This is a genomic window from Actinomycetes bacterium (assembly GCA_036000965.1).
Lineage (GTDB): Bacteria > Actinomycetota > CALGFH01 > CALGFH01 > CALGFH01 > DASYUT01.
In genome coordinates this window covers 1-16,024 of sequence record DASYUT010000016.1, presented here as the reverse complement: position 1 = coordinate 16,024, position 16,024 = coordinate 1, and the positions used below count along the sequence as shown (strand labels likewise).

Annotated in this window: 13 protein-coding genes and 2 pseudogenes; 5 read left to right on the top strand and 10 right to left on the bottom strand. The window is 69.3% G+C overall.

Annotation, left to right across the window (positions count from 1 at the left end):
• Positions 1 to 677: alpha/beta hydrolase (locus VG276_00770; protein HEV8647949.1), on the bottom strand; the 677-nt coding region annotated here is incomplete at its 3' end.
• Between the two features lie 335 nt (positions 678 to 1,012).
• Between VG276_00770 and VG276_00765 the strand changes: the two genes are divergently transcribed.
• Positions 1,013 to 1,321 (top strand): hypothetical protein, encoded by a 309-nt coding sequence (locus tag VG276_00765; GenBank protein ID HEV8647948.1) that lies wholly within the window; start codon positions 1,013 to 1,015, stop codon positions 1,319 to 1,321.
• A gap of 85 nt (positions 1,322 to 1,406) precedes the next feature.
• On the opposite strand, the pseudogene VG276_00760 reads toward VG276_00765, so the two are convergent.
• Together VG276_00760 and VG276_00755 are read right to left on the bottom strand one after the other, a co-directional pair.
• Positions 1,407 to 1,656 (bottom strand): annotated as a pseudogene (locus VG276_00760) (SDR family NAD(P)-dependent oxidoreductase).
• Between the two features lie 105 nt (positions 1,657 to 1,761).
• Complete coding sequence (locus VG276_00755; protein HEV8647947.1) at positions 1,762 to 2,382, bottom strand: bifunctional nuclease family protein; 621 nt, start codon at positions 2,380 to 2,382, stop codon at positions 1,762 to 1,764.
• 358 nt (positions 2,383 to 2,740) lie between these two features.
• Here VG276_00755 and VG276_00750 point away from each other — a divergent pair, with 358 nt between their 5' ends.
• Complete coding sequence (locus VG276_00750) at positions 2,741 to 3,274, top strand: protein-tyrosine phosphatase family protein (GenBank protein ID HEV8647946.1); 534 nt, start codon at positions 2,741 to 2,743, stop codon at positions 3,272 to 3,274.
• Here VG276_00750 and VG276_00745 read toward each other — a convergent pair.
• The 5 genes and pseudogenes from VG276_00745 to VG276_00725 form a co-directional block, all read right to left on the bottom strand.
• On the bottom strand, positions 3,271 to 3,531 hold the full coding sequence (locus tag VG276_00745) for a hypothetical protein (protein HEV8647945.1): 261 nt from the start codon (positions 3,529 to 3,531) through the stop codon (positions 3,271 to 3,273). The genes VG276_00750 and VG276_00745 overlap by 4 nt on opposite strands.
• A 106-nt stretch (positions 3,532 to 3,637) precedes the next feature.
• Complete coding sequence (locus tag VG276_00740; protein ID HEV8647944.1) at positions 3,638 to 4,771, bottom strand: FUSC family protein; 1,134 nt, start codon at positions 4,769 to 4,771, stop codon at positions 3,638 to 3,640.
• A 234-nt stretch (positions 4,772 to 5,005) separates the two neighbouring features.
• On the bottom strand, positions 5,006 to 7,948 hold the full coding sequence (locus VG276_00735) for a S8 family serine peptidase (GenBank protein ID HEV8647943.1): 2,943 nt from the start codon (positions 7,946 to 7,948) through the stop codon (positions 5,006 to 5,008).
• Positions 7,949 to 8,232: 284 nt separating this feature from the next.
• A complete protein-coding gene (locus VG276_00730) occupies positions 8,233 to 8,679 on the bottom strand; it encodes a bacterial transcriptional activator domain-containing protein (GenBank protein HEV8647942.1) in 447 nt (148 codons plus the stop codon).
• Between the two features lie 1,055 nt (positions 8,680 to 9,734).
• Positions 9,735 to 9,863, bottom strand: a pseudogene (locus VG276_00725) (adenylate/guanylate cyclase domain-containing response regulator).
• A gap of 765 nt (positions 9,864 to 10,628) precedes the next feature.
• On the opposite strand from VG276_00725, the gene VG276_00720 reads away from it, so the two are divergent.
• On the top strand, positions 10,629 to 10,814 hold the full coding sequence (locus VG276_00720) for a hypothetical protein (protein ID HEV8647941.1): 186 nt from the start codon (positions 10,629 to 10,631) through the stop codon (positions 10,812 to 10,814).
• A 112-nt stretch (positions 10,815 to 10,926) separates the two neighbouring features.
• On the opposite strand, the gene VG276_00715 is transcribed toward VG276_00720, so the two are convergent.
• Positions 10,927 to 11,382, bottom strand: coding sequence for a DUF1003 domain-containing protein (locus VG276_00715; GenBank protein HEV8647940.1), 456 nt, complete (start codon positions 11,380 to 11,382; stop codon positions 10,927 to 10,929).
• A gap of 817 nt (positions 11,383 to 12,199) precedes the next feature.
• On the opposite strand from VG276_00715, the gene acs reads away from it, so the two are divergent.
• Positions 12,200 to 14,314 carry an acetate--CoA ligase gene (acs, locus tag VG276_00710; protein ID HEV8647939.1) on the top strand — a complete coding sequence of 705 codons (2,115 nt, stop codon included), beginning with the start codon at positions 12,200 to 12,202 and terminating at the stop codon, positions 14,312 to 14,314.
• Between the two features lie 41 nt (positions 14,315 to 14,355).
• The gene (locus VG276_00705; GenBank protein ID HEV8647938.1) at positions 14,356 to 14,682 is read left to right on the top strand and encodes a hypothetical protein; all 327 of its coding nucleotides are present in this window, start codon (positions 14,356 to 14,358) and stop codon (positions 14,680 to 14,682) included.
• A gap of 188 nt (positions 14,683 to 14,870) precedes the next feature.
• Here the strand turns inward: VG276_00705 and VG276_00700 are convergent, their stop codons facing one another.
• Complete coding sequence (locus VG276_00700; GenBank protein HEV8647937.1) at positions 14,871 to 15,623, bottom strand: alpha/beta hydrolase; 753 nt, start codon at positions 15,621 to 15,623, stop codon at positions 14,871 to 14,873.
• Positions 15,624 to 16,024: the final 401 nt, after the last annotated feature.

The window sequence follows — 16,024 nt, the reverse complement described above, 5'->3', positions numbered from 1 at the left end:
CCACGGTCGGGGTTCCTGGTGTCGACCTTGGCCTCGGTCCAGGGGTTGAGGTTGGCCGCCGCGGCCTGGAAGATCGGGCGGCCGGAGGCAGGTACGGCATAGGTCTCGTAGAGCTGCTTGGCCTCCTCCTCGTCCACCGCGTTGGCGAAGCCGTAGCGGAACTGGTCGTAGGTGAGCGGGACCGCGCGGTTGCGGTTGGCGGGATTGCCGAGCACGGGCGCGGACGACTTCAGCGCGGAGATCGGCAGGGGCAGCACGCCGCGGAACGGCGCCGGGTCGATCGCCACCGACGCCGCCGCCAGGCCGCGCCCGGCCAGGATCTGGGTCAGCAGCCCGCCGAAGGAGTGCCCGACGATCGCCGGCTTCCTGGCCAGCCCACCGATGATCTCCTCGAAATGGTCGGCCACCTGCCCGACCGACTTGTGCGCGAACACCTCGGGATGCGCCTTGGCCTCCTCGACCGTGTCGGGATCGTCCGGCCACCCCGGCGTCAACGCCGCGTAGCCGTTGTCCTCGAACAGGGCCGCCCAGCGGTCCCAGCTGCTGGGCAGCAGCCACAGGCCGTGGACGAACACCACCGGCGTGCGCCCGGTCGTGTTGGCGCGCTCGCACTGGGCGAGCTCGTGCTCGGTGATCGTCATGTCGCTCTGCGGGCTGCTTGACCCAGCGCTGGTCATGGCGGTTCCTCCTCAGGAGGGGATGCGGGGCGAACAACGGATGCCTATACAGTAAGAAAGAGCGCCGACGTCCGGCTACCGTCACGCGACTGCAAACACGGGTCGGCACGCCGTCGACATCGCCAAAGGGCTTCAGGAAGGTTGTTGACGAGCTCGCGGACGCTGTGGGCAACAAGGACCACACGCTCCATGGTCGCAGTCGAATCGTCAAAGAGGTCAGCGCGTAGCCGTACAGGGCAGCAAGGACAGGGTCGAGCCTGCCAAGGGCTTCGACGCAAGTTCGCCGAGACCGTGCCGTAGACTGCCACACAACCGTCCAGGAGGAGCAGTGCTCCATGTACGACGTCGTGGTGTTCGACCACCGTCTCGCCGAACATCGGCCGCTCGACTCCAAGGCAGAGCTGGCCCGTCTCCTGTTCGGCTACACCACCGGTAACGACCAACGATTCCCGGCCCAGCCTGAGCTGGTCCGGTTCATCGCGCGCCCCGGTAAGGACAGCGACGACCAGGCCGACCTGACCGGCCCGGAAGCCATCGCTCACGCCGAGGATGGCGAGGTCATCCGCTTCGTCTATCGGGCCGAGGGTCGGCGCACCGAGGGTTCCCTGGCGCGCATCGGCAGCGGGCATCTGAGGGTGCGATGAGCGGGCGCATCTACAAGAGGAACCGAGCATGACCTACGCCTAAGCAGGTCGCCAGAAGTGTTGCCCGTAACTCAGCGGGTCCTTCGTCGATACCTCCGGCCTCTGCCGCCACAGCATCGGCATGCTCATCGACCGCCTTCTCGTCGAGCGCATCTACTTGCGCCGTCTCGGCCACTCCCCCGCGGAGCGGATCTCTTCGGCCACCTCCTCGAGCTTGGCCCGGGTGCGGCCAGCGAGAAAGACCTTTGCCCCTCGCGGGCGAAGGCGCGGGCAACCGCACCACCGATCGAGCCGCCGCCTCCGTAGATCACGGCGTTCTTGTCCTCGAGCAACACCTCGATACCTCCTGCTTGCTGGGTTCCCTCAGTTGACACCTGGGACGGCCCCAGGAGGATCGGTCCGATGAGCCCGGGCTACCGACCTTCCAAGGTGTGTTGGACTTACATCCCCACCGTCCCGACCGTCATCGGCGGGGCTACCAGCGCCTGACGCAGGAGTGCTGCCTCAGCGGAATCACCCGCTCGTCTCGCCTCCGCCTCCACCAGCACCTCGGCAGCGGCGAAGATCGGGGCGTCCACCAGCACCGCCAGGTTCAGCACGTCGCTGGGCCGCGCGTCGACCGACTGCATGCCAAGCGGGCCTTCCACCTCGATGGTGGCGGCGTAGACTTCCTCCACGAGCCGATCAATCCGCACCTGCCGGACACGCCCGCCAAGGGCCTGCACCAGGGCAGCGGTGAGCTGGTATGTCATCGGGCGACGCCATTCGATCCCACCGAGGCGAGCCGCCAGGCTGAAGGCCTCCGCCTGGCCGATCTCGATGGGAAGGTGCCGGTCCCCTGCCACCTCGTCCAACACGACGCACTGGACCATCTCGTCCTCAGCCGCGCCAAGCCCGACGACCTTGGCGATCCGCAGCTCGACGAAGCCAACATCCGTCGCTGTGGTCATGGCGAACTCCCTCCGCTCCAGCGCTGAGCTTCCTCCCAGGGCCATCCTGGCAGCTGACGCACATGCAGCCAAGAGTGCCAAGCGGGCCGACAGCCAGACGACGGGCACCATCGCAGACCATCTGCGTCCCCTGCGGCGACTCGACCGCGAACGGCTGGCCCGCGGTCTCCGAGACGGTCGTGTTGTCCGGGCCGACCGAGATGTCGAAGGTGCGGCCCTGCCAGTGCAGGCCCTTCAGGGTGACGCCGCTCTTCAGCTGCGTCGGCAGCATCGGGTCGCGACCGTGTAAGCCAGGGGTCGGTGCGCCCACATCCGCCTGTTGGCCGAGGTCCAGGCCACCGGCGGCGACCCGCTCACCCTCACCCTGCTGTTCGGCCTCAGCGACCCAACAGCGATCCGCTACTGCGCCGAGCTCGGCCCGCTCCACTAGGATCTGCCCGACGAACCCATCACGTGGGGAAGCGACCCCATGAGCACGGCACTGCATGGAGCCACCCAGCTGCCCGACGGCACCCTGGTCCGGGGCAGGGGCCTGCGAGGCCGACTCCCCGACGGTCCCTTGCCGGACTACGGGCTCTACCTGGTCAGCCGCCCCCGGCAACAGCAGGACACGACCCGCCTGCAGAAGGCTTGGCGGAACCACCTTCGGCGCCGCCGTCGGTTGGAGCCCAGCTGGGAGGCGGACTGGATTGTTTGGCCCGATTTCCGGCCGCCTGCCGACGCACAGCAAGCGATGTGCGCCATCCTCGAGGCGTTCAGGCGAGCCCAGGCGGGCGGTCGCGTCGAGGTTGCCTGCGGCGGTGGGAGCGGACGGACCGGGACGGTGCTGGCCTGCATGGCGATCCTGGCCGGCGTCCCAGCCACCCAGGCCGTCGGGTGGATACGAGCCAACTACCGAACCCGGGCGGTCGAGACCCGACGCCAGCGAGCATGGATCGAGTGGTTCGCCCTGCAGAACCCCCGCAGCGACGCGCCACCCGGCAACCCGACCAGCCCGTCCTAGACAGACCAGGAGCCACATCCGCCACACAAGTTGCGGCCGTCCCCGACGGTCTCGGCGGTGTGGGTGATGGCCTCGTCGCCCACCAGCTTGGAGGCAAGCTCCGGGGACGCGGGGTCGGCCTGCCCGGACAGCAGGAGCTTGGCGTCGATGTGTTCGGTCCCGGTGTCCTCGGGCGCGAGTGCCGCGCGATACCAGGCGTAGAGCCGTTCGGGATTCGCGCTGCCGAGCACGATGTTGAACAGGGCCGGTGTGGTCACGATCGGGCGATGCCCAGATCAGAGGCGCCGGGCCGGACTTGCAGCATGGTCAGCGATGGCGTGGCGTGCGCCCGCCGACGCTGGGTGGCCCGCGGCCGGGAGCGGGTTAGGATTCCTCAACGGCCGGGCCGGCCGCCTCGTCCAGCGCCTCCTGGGCGTCCGCCAGGTCCATGCCCGAGCAGCGCAGCAGGTCCAGGACGGTGGAGCGCACCTGCCCGACGACCATGGCAACCGCCAGGTCGCCATCCTCCTCGAGCGCGGCCATGGCGTGCGCCGCCGCCTGCAACGCCACCCGCTGCGCCGCCCTACGCGGCTCGCGTGCCACGACCTCACCGCCCAGGGTGCGCACCGCCCCGGCGAGGTCCCCGACACCGGCCACCAGGCCCTGCGGCGCGGGCCGCTCGGCTGCCAGCAGCACCATGGCGGACCGGGCCAGGACCCGGGTGTTGCGGACGGCGTAGTCCACCTGCCTGGCGGCACTGGCATACGGCTCGAGCTCGCCCAGCGCCCCGCGTCGGAACGGGGCGAGCCGGGCGACCTGGTAGCCGACCGTGAGCGCCTCGTGGAGGCTGCGCACCAGCGGGTCGATCGCGCGCGCCTGCTCGAGGGCCTGCCTGGCCCGGTGACGGTCGCCGGCGGCCAACCCGGCTGCGGTCTGTTCGAGGGCGTCGGCGAGCCGGTCGAAGACGGGCTCGGCGGCCTGGTTGACGTGCCTGATGGGGTCCAGTGGGAACAGCAGCTGGGTCATGACCAGCGCCACCCCGCCGCCGATCAGCGCCTCGACCAGGTGCTCGCCGGCCAGCCCGCCGGTGGGCGAGGGGGTCGCGGCCAAGAAGATCGCCGCCAGGCTGGCCTGGACGACAAGCACGAGGCTGCCGCTGACAAGCAGGGCGAGCGTCATGGCCACCCCGACCACGATCGCGATCCGCAGCGGTGGGTTGCCGATCACCGATCCGAGCAGCACGGCGACGCCGATGCCAAGCGTGACGCCGAGCACGAGCTCGATGGCGTGCCGCACCTGCTGGCCGCGGGTCACCTCGACCGCGATCACGGCCCCGACCGGGGCGAACCCCGCTTGCTGGTGGTGGAGCACCGCGGCGGCGAGCAGCCACGCGATCGCTGCCGCGCCGGCGGTCTGGGCGATCAGCCAACCGTCGGTCCGGAGCCGCTCGAGCCCGGCCTGGATGCCGTCGCGGGCCTGCCCCGCCGCGGTCCGCAGCCGTTGGGATGCGCGAGCCATCTGCTTGCCTCCTGTGCGGCGAGCTTGCTGTCGGGCTGCGTCATGGTGGATCAGGCGCGCCCCAGGCTGCTACCAACGCTGGCAACGGGGAGGACAATCGCAATCCCGGCGCTGCGGACGTGGGCTGTACTCTCGTCATGAGGACGTCCGCTCGAGTGCAGATTGCGGCTGTCACGTGGGAATGTGCGAGGGCCCGGCTGGAGCGGGCCCTCGCACGTCTCGTTGCTCAGCCGCCTACGGGTTGACGCTGACGGTCGTGGAGCCGATCTCGCTGCTCCCGTCGCTGTAGCTGATCCGGCCGAGGTACTTTGTGCCTGCGGTCAGGCCGCTCCAGGAGACCGTGACGTTGGCTGTGCCGCCGACCGTCGCCGACGACGTGCTCGACGCCACGGTCATGTTCCCCGCAGCCGTGTCCGGGACGAGCCAGCTGAAGAGCGTGTAGACCGCGTTCGTACCGTCCGTCTGCCAGCCGTGCGCGTACAACTTGTACGTTCCCGCGGCCGGAGCGCGGATGTCGATCCGCTCGGCGCTCGTGCCGCCGGCGCTGAAGCCGACGAGCGTGAGGGCGCCACCCGTGCCGACGCGGTACAGGTAGAGGTCGATGTCGTCGTTGCCGTCGGTGAACTCATCGAACAGCTGGAAGCGCGCGAGCGTCGTCCCGGTCGGAACCGTGAACGAGTGCACCTGGATGCCCTGGTTGGAATCTGGCGCGTCCGTGTCGAAGTTGTTCGTCGGATCGTCGGCGACTGTTCTCGTTTCGGTTGTCGCGGCAACCAGTCCTTGCGCGGCGACCGCGAACGTGCCCTGGTAGCCGAGCTGGACCGTCTGGGTTACCGACCCGGACGGTCCCGTGCCGGTGATCGAGGCGGGAGCGGCCAGCTTCACTGGACGGACGACGAGGGGGATGTGCACCTGGTGGCCGCCCTTGCCCTTCCCGTCACTCCAGGTCAACGAGCCGAACGCGTACCGGTCGAACGACGCGTCCCGGTTCGCGGCGAACGACACCTGATACGTGGCGGTTGCGCCCGCCGCAAGCGTCAGCTCGCTTGGCGTGACCTGGACGTCCACTCCCGCCGGGGCCGCGACGCTCACCTGGTACCTCGCCGCGGGACCGACGTTCTTGACCTTCCGCGTCACCGTCTGGACACCGGCGAGCGCGCGAATCGTGACCGAGGGGACGTTGAGGTCGGTTGCGGCGACGACCGGCGCCGGGCTCGTGCCGAAGCACAATGTGCAGAGACGCTGGCTTCGCAGGAAGGCACGGTAGTCGTCGAAGCCGGCCGGGTAGACGAGACCCGGATCCGCCGCCCCATTCGGGACGACGTGCCCGGCCCCGAAGTCGAACGGGTCCGCGGGCGTAACACCGTCCTCCTTGCGGACGTTCTGGCGGGCGGTCGTCATGATCGCCGACTGTAGCTCGGCGGGCGTCCAGTCGGGATGGAGGTCCTTCAGGAGCGCGCCGATCCCGGCGATGTGCGGGCTCGACATCGACGTCCCGGCGATCGCCTGGAACAGCTGGCCGGGCGCGCCGACGAACGCGGTCGGGCTGTTGCCCGCCAGGATCTGCACCCCCGGAGCCGTGATGTCCGGCTTCAGGAGATCGCCCGTGCTCCGGTCGCTCGGAAGGAGCGGCCCGCGTGACGAGAAGGCTGCCATCGTGTTGCCGCCGCCGAACTCCTTGGCGCCGCCGGATAGCGACGCGGTGGCTGAGGTGCCGGCCGCGGCGATGTAGGCGTTGATCGCCAAGCCGTCCGTGTGCGTCACGTGCAGCGTCGGCACGTGGTGGTTGTCGCTGAGCAGCGCGTCGGTGTCGGTGACTGTGTAGAGGACCATCCCGACGCCGCCGGCCTGCTTGACGGCCAGGCTCCTCGCCGCCCGCTGGAAGCTCCCCTGGCAGACGACGATCTTGCCTGTTACGAGCGACGGGTTTAGCCCGGTGAGGCAGCCCTCGCTCCCGGCCGCGGCCCCGTCCACCAGTGGCGTCGACGCCAGGCCGGGCGTCACCGTCGCGCCCTTGTACGACTGGCCGTTGCCGAGCCTGACCGTGCCGGTGAAGGAGCGGTTTTGGGTGCTCGCGCCCACCGTCGTCAACCACGGGCCTCCATGGTCGACGGTGCTGGCGTCGGGGCCGGCGTTGCCGGCCGAGGCGGCGACGAAGACGCCGGCCTGCCGCGCGAACAGGAACGCCACGTCGTCGGCGTCGAGGAAGTCGGGATCCCCGTCACCGATCGAGTAGTTGATGACGTCGACACCGTCCGCGACGGCCGCGTCGATCGCCGCGACGAGGTCACTGACGGCGCAGCCCTCGGGCCAGCACGCCTTGTAGGCGGCGACCCGCGCGCGCGGCGCCATGCCGCTGATCGTCCCGAAGCTCTTGCCGAAGATCGACGCGGCGACGCCGGCATTGCCGCCGGCGGTCGACGCCGTGTGGGTGCCGTGACCGTCGTGATCGCGCGGCGACTGGTAGTCGCCCGCGAGTCCGCCGCCGAAGTGGCCGTAGCCCTTCTCGAAATACCGGGCACCGATCAGCTTGTCGGTGCAGTTGCGCCTGGTCCACTGCTCGCCGGCCTGGCACTCGCCATTCCAGTCAGCGGGCGCGGGACCGTAGCCGGTGTCGGCGAAGCTCGGATGCTCGGGCCAGATGCCGGTGTCGACAACGCCGATGACGACGTCCTCGCCGGCCTTGGACTGGCCGCCGAGCTGGCTCCAGATGCCGCCGCCCGCGTTGAGACCAAGGAACGTCGGGGTGTTGTCGGTGGCCGGCTGGGACAGGGAGTCGCGCTTGACCGAGACGACGCCCCGCGAGGCCTGCAGCTTGGCCACCTGCCCCTTGTTCAGCGTGGCGGCGAAGCCGTTGAGCGAGTACACGTAGTCGTAGATCCGCGCCGCCCCGACGCCGTTCGCGAGCGCGTTGTGGCGAGAGCGCAGATGCCCCGCGTACTTCTCGACGTTGGGAGCCTTCTTGTCCAGCTTCTTGCCCGGCGCCGGCTTCGTGGCCGGATAGCCGGCGACGCCGCCCTCGTAGGCGGCAACCGGTGCTTCCTGGAGCATGACCAGATAGACGTCGCTGACGCTCTTGTCGGTGCCTGTCGCGTTGGCAGCATTGCCCTGGCCGGCGCCGGCCGTGCCGGTGAGGAAGACGGCGATTAGGACCATGGCGACGAGCGCCGCGCCCACCCTGACGGCTTGTTTCATGCTCTCCCCTCGTGCACGAACGACCCGACCGCCTACGGCGGTCGAAGACCCCAGTGGCCCTCGCTGCCGGAGTGTAACCCGCTAGGCTGGCGACCTACGAACGCGGTTCCTCAAGCGACTGTGACCGTGTTTCTGCACCGTACGGGGCGTCGACGAGCCGGCCACCAAGCCGACCATCGCCACCACCCCGACGGCGGCCTCTTGCTTGATGTCCGCCTGTCGCCGCGACCGTACGGCGGGCCGCTCAGCGTCCGCTAAGCAGCGGCTCAGCGTGGCAGGCCAGGTAGGCGAGGCCCGGCGCGTCGGCCAGGGCGGCAAAGCGGCGCCGCGCCTCGTCCAGGCAGCGGCCGGCCGCGAGCTGGCCGCCGGACCGTCGCTCCAGCCTCGTTCCGTCGAGCGCTTGCGGCCAGCGCCGTCATCAGCGTCCGGTAGGCGCCCTCATGGAAGGGGTCGGCGGCGGTCACGGCGCCGACGATGTCGACCACCTGGGTGTGCTCGCCCCGCGCCGACAGCACGTCAGCGTACTCGACCAGCAGGCCGAGATGGCGTTCGCGTAAGGCCTCGCGTGGCCCCTCGGCCCAGTCCTCGAACCGGTCCTCGGGCAGCAGGTCGCCGCGGTACAGCTCGGCCGCCGTCCGATAGTCCTGGGAATCCCGGGTCTGGCGGGCCCGCCGGCAGGCGGCGTCAAACGCCTCGGTATCCAGCCACGGCATCGCGCCCTCGACAGCCACACGACATCGTCGCGCAGGCAGAACAGAGCGCTAGACGCCCCCGTGAGCACCCGGCGGGCCACGTACAGCGCCTGGTGCAGGTTGTTGGTCGCCGACGCGGCGTCACGCTCGGGCCACAGCACGGCCACCAGGGCCTCGCGGTGCATGCGATGCCCGCCAGCCAGCGCCAACAGCTTGACCAGCGTCTTGGCCTTGCGCAGCCGCCAGGCGTCGGCAGCCACCGGGTGATCCCCCACGGTGACCTCGAACCCACCGAGGAGCCGGATGCCCACGCCTGCGTCGTCAACCACGGTCTCGCCCTGCCACCGGCAGCCTCCCCCCGCAGACGCTACCTGCACCACAAGCCGCGGGCTAGTGCCGGGCTGACGCTCGGGTAAGCGCCACCAGTGGCATCGGTGCAGCCGATCCAGGCTGTGAACTGCCTGCGTCAGGCCTGGACGCGGCGGCGCCGCCGGAGGTCGTGGGCAAGGGCAGCGGGGGAGTGTCGGCCGCGGGCCTGGCCGGGTGTGCTCGGCCGGAGCTGCGGTCGTGCCCGGCTGAGCGACGCGGGAGGCAAGACCGGCGCGAGGGTCGCCCGTCGGCGGCGGCCGGGCAAGGGCAGGTGAGCGGGCTGAGGCGCGACGGTTCCGGTCGAGCCGAACGTCTCGTCAGTGGGGCACCAGGTCGCCCGCCCGCACCGCCTGGACGGCGTCCCGGATGGCGTCCAGCACCAGCTCCGGCTGCTCGTGCTGGATGTCGTGGCCGCTCTCAGTGGCGATCACCAGCCTGCCGCCGGGCACGAGCTGGGCGAGCTCTTGTTGCAGTTGACGCCACAGCCGCTCGTCCTCCTCGACAAACGGCCAGCCGGGCTGGGGGTCGGGGCGGCCGTGGGCGAGCGCGACCAGCGGCATCGGCCGCAGCGGCGACCGCCGCAGCGCCACGCGGGTCTGGCGTTCGCTGGTCCAGATGTCCACCTGCTCGGGGTCACGCAGCGGGTGATCCAGGGTCATCGACTGCCGGCGGACGGCCTCCCACTGGTCGGGTGGCAGCAGCGGCTTGAGCACGGTGACCTCACCGAAGGCGTCGGCGATCACGTCGTCGGTCTGTTTGAGGCGGGCCGCGATCGGGGCGGGCAGCACGTTGAGCAGCAGCCGCTCCGACCGCTCCTGCTCCGCCAGCAACAGGCGATGCTCCACGCGCAGCGCGCGGCGGGTCCGTACCGCCTCCCCCCTGCAGCAGCACGGCGGCAAACAGCACCACGTCCGGCACGCTGTCATTGAGCACCCGGGGCAGCGGTTCCGGGTCGGCCACGGTTCGGAAGAGGAGCGGTGCGCCGGCGAACCAGGCGGCGACCAGCAGCGACCAGCGGGGGTGGCCGGCGGCCCAGGCGGTGGCCAGCGCCACCGAAAGCGGCACCGCGGCAAAGATGCCGGGGTAGTCGAGCAGGTAGTAGACCTGCAGGGTCGCCGCCGACGCCAGCAGCACGGCCAGGGGCCAGCGCCGCCGGGCCAGCGCCAAGGCGGCGATCGTCAACCCCAGCGCGTAGGCGAGCGCGTCGGGTCGCGCGCCCGGCTGCGGCGACACGCGGATCGCGATCGTGACCGCGACCGCCAGCGCCGCCGCCAGGCCCGCGTCGATCACCGACGCGGGAACGCGCTGCAGCCGCTGGCGCAAGGGCGTCACATCCAGGTCTCCAGGGTCGTGCTCGGTTACCTTGGCGTCGGTGGTGGGTGCTGTGCCGCCGGGCGCGGGGTGGAGTTCGACTTCATCGAGATGTGGCTGAACAGCCCGGGTCCTCGATCCCGTTCATGTGGAGTCGTTGGGCAGGTGGCAGACGGTACACAGGGGCAGCAAGGTGTTCGCGCTGTGACAGACGGTTGCCCGGCGTGATGCGACGAGCTGCCGTGAGCTGTCGGCCCACACGAGCGACCGCCCGATCGGAGGACCGGGCTGTGGGCTTCCGATCGACCGGGATCGCCGTCATGGGCGCGATCGTCGCGCACGTGCTCGACTCGTCGCTCGCAGCGGGCGACCCGCGGCCGGTCGCGTTCGTCAACAGCTTCCAGACAGCGCTCGAGGTCGCCGCGATCATCGCCTTCGCGGGTGCGTTCATGAGGTGGGCTGGACCGAGGCGGTGACTACGGTGGGTGGTCGTGGTGATGGCGTGGGCCCGGGTCGCCTGGCTCTGGGAGGGCCGGTGGGTTCTCCTGCGAGGAGGGCGCACGGCCCCAGCGCGGCCCTCCCCAGAGGTTACGAGTCGGGCGGCTTGGCCGGGCCGGAGTCCTGCATCGCAGCCCCGCCCGTACCTGCGGGATCCGGCGCCGCCCGGCCCGATGTCATTGCGTGGATGGCCCTGGTGAGCTCGAGGATCTGGTTGGAGAGGCCGAGCAGCTCCTCGTTCTGGTGCTCCTCCTCTTGGACCATCTGCCACTGGTGGTCGGCCAAGACCTGGCGCTTCTCGTCGCCCCGGTTCTGGCTGATCATCACGAACGTCGACAGGAAGATCGCCTCCAGCGACACGATCATGGTGAGCAGCCCGAAAGGATAGTGCTCAACCTTGAAGACGATCCACGCCGCGAACCAGAGCACATGGATGTAGACGAACTGCATCGAGCCCGCGAACCGCGTGATCGCGTCGGCGATGCGGTTCTCGGCCTTCTGCGCTCGCTGCTGGGCGTGCTGGCGCAGCGCCGGGTTGCTCGGCATGGGAAGCGTCCGGATGCTCACGGCTCCTCCTTCCGGTCCCGGCCCGCGGAGACGGGCCGACGGTGCAGGGTGGGGTCCACGGATGAGGACAATGGGCAAGCCGGACGGTGCTGGCTGCTCATGTCTGGATGGCCAAGGGTCGGCTGGCGTGTGTGGATCAGTGCGGTGACGGTGGACCAGCCCGGGGTGGGTGTCGCGGCGGCGGGGGAGTGGCCGGGTGCGTGGCGTGGGATCCGCACCCGGAGCGTCTCCGGGACGGTGCGGAACCGGATCGGTGGGTTGAGGACCATCACCTTCCCGTCGACGCCGAGCTCCACAGGCTGGACCGAGCGTACCTCGAAGCTGGTAGCGGTCCATTCGAGCCAGCCGAGGGGGCGACGCGCCCGACCGGAGGGCTGCCACGCCACCAACCGCGCAAAGGTCGTTGCACGACCGGAACGCGGCGGGTGCGCCACGCGTTGCACGCGCCCGTCCGTGCCGAGCGCGAGGAGGCTGCGATGAGCGATGGTAACCTCAGCTGAGCCCCAGGAGGGCCAGCGACGACACCATCAACGTGCTCGACCGCGACGTGCGTACGTTCCCGCCCTCGCGCGAGTTCACGGCGCAGGCGGGATCAGGGATGAGTCGGTCTACGAGGAGGCGGAGCGGGACGACGAGGGCTTGTGGCTGCGGCGTGCCAAGGAGTTCGTGGAGTGGTTCACCGAGACGATGAAGTCGTTCGAGTGGGACCCGCCGCACCGCACGTGGTTCGCCGCCGGCGGGCTGAACGCCGCCGACAACGGTCTTCGAAGTCGTCTCCCGGTGGGAGGGTCGAGCAATGGCAGCAGGGCAGGAGGCGGAGGTCCCCGAGGCGCAGATCGCGGTTCACTGGCGCGAGGAGGAGTACTACTACCCGCCTGCGAAGTTCATCGCACAGGCGAACGCGGCCGACCCGGCCATCTTCGAGCGATTCGGCGAGGAGCACTTCCCGGAGTGCTTCAAGGAGTACGCGGACCTGCTCAGTTGGGATGCCTACTGGCACACCACGCTGGACACCAGTAACCCGCCGTTTTGGAAGTGGTTCGTCGGCGGTCGACTGAACGCCTCGTACAACTGCGTCGACCGCCACCTGACGACCAGTCGGAACAAGGCTGCGCTCATCTGGGTGCCTGAGCCGGAGACCGAAGACACCAAGGCGATCACGTACCAGGAGCTCTACACCCGGGTGAACGAGTTCGCCGCGCTCCTACGAGACTTCGGCGGCGTGCAGGCCGGCGACCGCGTGACCTTCCACCTGCCGATGGTCCCTGAGCTGCCGGTCTCGATGCTGGCCTGTGCCCGCCTCGGCGTCATCCACTCGGAGGTGTTCGGCGGATTCAGTGGTGCGGCGTGCGGGGAGCGGATCGCCGACTCGAGAAGCCGCATCCTTGTGACGATGGACGGCTACTACCGCAACGGCGAGCTGATCGATCACAAGGCCAAAGCCGACGAGGCGGTGGCGAGGGCCCGTGAGCAGGGCGTCGAGGTTGACAAGGTGCTGGTCTGGCGACGGCACCCCGGCCAGTACGCGTCGAAGAGCCCGATGGTCGAAGGCCGGGATTTCTTCGTCGACGAGTTGTTGAAGGACTACCGCGGGAGCGCGGTCGCGCCGCTCTCCATGCCTGCCGAAGCGCCGCTGTTTCTCATGTACACCAGCGGCACGACGGGCCAGCCAAAGGGGTGCGAGCACTCGACGGGTGGCTATCTCGCCTACGTCACCGGGACGTCAAAGTACTACCAGGACATCCACCCGGACGACACGTACTGGTGCTTCGCCGACATCGGGTGGATCACCGGGCACTCCTACATCGTCTACGGCCCGTTGTCGCTTGGGACGACCAGCGTGATGTACGAGGGCGTGCCCACCTATCCGGATCCCGGTCGTCCCTGGCGGATCGCTGAGCGGCTCGGGGTGAACATCTTCCACACCGCGCCGACGACGATCCGCATGCTGCGCAAGCTCGGCCCGGACGAGCCGAAGAAGTACAACTACCACTTCAAGCATATGACAACGGTGGGCGAACCGATCGAGCCGGACGTCTGGCGCTGGTATCACGGTGTCGTCGGCAAGGGCGAGGCGGTCATCGTCGATACCTGGTGGCAGACCGAGAACGGCGGCTTCCTGGGCGGCACCCTGCCCGCCCTGAAGCCGATGAAGCCCGGCAGTTGCGGCCCGGGGGTCCTCGGGGTCTACCCCGTGATCTACGACGAGGACCGCAACGAGGTCGCGGCCGGAAGCGGCCGGGCCGGCAACATCTGCATCCGCAACCCCTGGCCAGGCATCTTCCAGACAATCTGGGGCCAGCCCGAGCGGTTCGTACAGATCTACTACGAGAAGTACTGCCGCAACAAGGAGAGCAAGGACTGGCGCGACTGGCCGTACCTGGCAGGCGACGGAGCTGTCCAGGCCGCCGACGGCTACTTCCGGATCCTCGGCCGGATCGACGACGTGATCAACGTGGCCGGGCACCGGCTGGGGACCAAGGAGCTCGAGTCGGCGAGCATCACCGTCGAGGAGGTCGCCGAGGCCGCCGCGGTCCCGGTCATCGACGAGCTTCGCGGCCGGGCTGTCGAGCTGTACGTCGCGCTGAAGCCGGGGTTCACCCCGGGCAAGGACATCGAGGCGAAGGTGACCAAGGCGATCGAGACCGAGATCGGGAAGATCGCGCGGCCGAAGAACGTCTGGATCGTCTCGGACATGCCCAAGACCCGCTCCGGCAAGATCATGCGAAGGGTCATCGCTTCGATCTCCAACTTCGCCGACGTCGGCGACGTGAGCACGCTGGCGAACCCCGAGATCGTCGACGACATCCGCCACCACGTCCAGAGCGAGAAGGTCGCCAGCGGCGAGCTTCCACGCGAGCTGTCGCCAGAGGAGGCTGAGGAGATTAGGGCGTTCGGTCACGCTGAGTAACCGGCTCGAGCCAACGCTGAAAGACCGACCGCGTGAGGTCGGTGAGGGAGAACAGCTGGGCGGCGATAGGAATGACGCAACAGTACCTCGCCGGTGAGTTGTCGCTGTTACTGGCGCGGCTGCAAGCCGCCGCCACGAACCAGACGTCCGTGCGCGACGTCGCCCGGCTGCGTCGAGAGGCGGAGACGAGGCCGCTCGCGGCACTGGCCTCGGTGGTGGTGCGTGCATTGGAGCTGACCGACGGTCTGTGCTGGGACTCGCTGGAACAGGGGGAGACCGCGGCGTTCTCCGGCCAGGCCGCGCTCGGCGCTGAGCTGCGTGACTTCGGCGTGTGCGCCAGCCTTCTCGAAGAGGACCATTTCATCTGACCTGGCCCGTGCAGGCCATGCGCACTAGCGGGCGCGCACACGGCCCACCCTGTCCTGGCGACGCGGATGCGAGCCGCGGGCGTCGGGTGTAGAAACTCGTCTATGCGGCTCTACGCCACCAAGCGTGAGGAGCGTGCTCGACATCTACGGCGAGGCGATCGACTCGATCTACCTTGCCGACCGGCACGCTATCTCGGCCGGCCACCAGGGGCCGCTTGCTCGATCAGCTTCACGAACCGTGTCGCGTAATGCGTGTACCCGCCCGCGTGGCTCGCATCGTCGAACTGGACCACCATTGACCCGGCGCGTTGGGCCATGAAGCGCTGCAGGTCGGGGTCGATGACGCGATCGGCGCCCGAGACCGCGTACCACGACGGGAGGTTGTGCCAGGCGCCGGGTCCGGATGGACTGCCGAGGATCGCGAGGCTCGTCGGGTGCTGTGAGGCTGCCAGTTCGGCGGCGAGCTTCGGATTCAGATCCTGGGCGGAGTCGTCGCGGAAGTACTGAGGATCGATGATGACGTACGGGAACGACGGAGCGAACACCAGATGTCCCGGTGCCAGGAACGCCGGCGGAACGTATCCCGAGCTCACGCTTTCGATCGTCTCGCCCGTGTCCGGGACGTACGCCGCCGTGTAGACCAGTCCGAGGATGTCCGTGCGTCCAACGGCAGCGTTCGAGATCACGAACCCGCCGTACGAGTGTCCCACGAGGATCTTGTCTCCACCGATCGAATCGAGCGTCGCCTGAACGATCGACACGTCGCCGGCAAGGGAGTCGAGGCCGAGCGCTGGCGTCGCCGTTTCGTATCCGTCCTTGTGCAGCGCGGCGGCCACCCTCTCCCATCCTGCGGGCGATGCGAAGGCGCCGTGCGCGAGCACGATCGTTGGGTTCGACTCGGCCGCTCGAGCGCTCGTGGAGAAGAACGAGAGCGAGAGCATCAGCGCGAGCGTGATGAGGACGCCGATCCGGAGCAGGCGGACATGAGCCGACCGTTCATGACCCTCCTCCTTAGACGATCCGTCGCCTCGGTTGCGTCCGCCGGCTCGACGCCGTGGGCTTCCAGATGGGCAAACAGTACAGGATACGACTGGTCGATGAACCCCATCGATCCCTTCCATCAGAACGGACGTTCGGATCCCCAGGCACGGCCTCGGCAAAGTGCCGGAGTGTCGGCTTCACGGGCTTGTGATCCATCGGCTCTCGGGTGTGGAAGCGCGGCGTCCGCGGCTGGTTGCCCGTTTCGGGTGTGTCTTGCCTGGGCGGGGGTCACCAGTGATCCTTGGGTTGTTCCCTTGGGTTCACCCTGTTGCTGTTCGGGGAGTTGGCGCGTGGCTGAGGC

Excerpts from the sequence above, each read along its gene's own strand:
- VG276_00765 (HEV8647948.1), top strand. The coding sequence starts at position 1,013 with ATGTACGACGTCGTGGTGTTCGACCACCGTCTCGCCGAACATCGGCCG.
- VG276_00755 (HEV8647947.1), bottom strand. The coding sequence starts at position 2,382 with ATGGTGCCCGTCGTCTGGCTGTCGGCCCGCTTGGCACTCTTGGCTGCA.
- VG276_00750 (HEV8647946.1), top strand. The coding sequence starts at position 2,741 with ATGAGCACGGCACTGCATGGAGCCACCCAGCTGCCCGACGGCACCCTG.
- VG276_00740 (HEV8647944.1), bottom strand. The coding sequence starts at position 4,771 with ATGGCTCGCGCATCCCAACGGCTGCGGACCGCGGCGGGGCAGGCCCGC.
- VG276_00730 (HEV8647942.1), bottom strand. The coding sequence starts at position 8,679 with ATGCCGTGGCTGGATACCGAGGCGTTTGACGCCGCCTGCCGGCGGGCC.
- VG276_00715 (HEV8647940.1), bottom strand. The coding sequence starts at position 11,382 with ATGCCGAGCAACCCGGCGCTGCGCCAGCACGCCCAGCAGCGAGCGCAG.
- acs (HEV8647939.1), top strand. The coding sequence starts at position 12,200 with ATGGCAGCAGGGCAGGAGGCGGAGGTCCCCGAGGCGCAGATCGCGGTT.
- VG276_00700 (HEV8647937.1), bottom strand. The coding sequence starts at position 15,623 with ATGCTCTCGCTCTCGTTCTTCTCCACGAGCGCTCGAGCGGCCGAGTCG.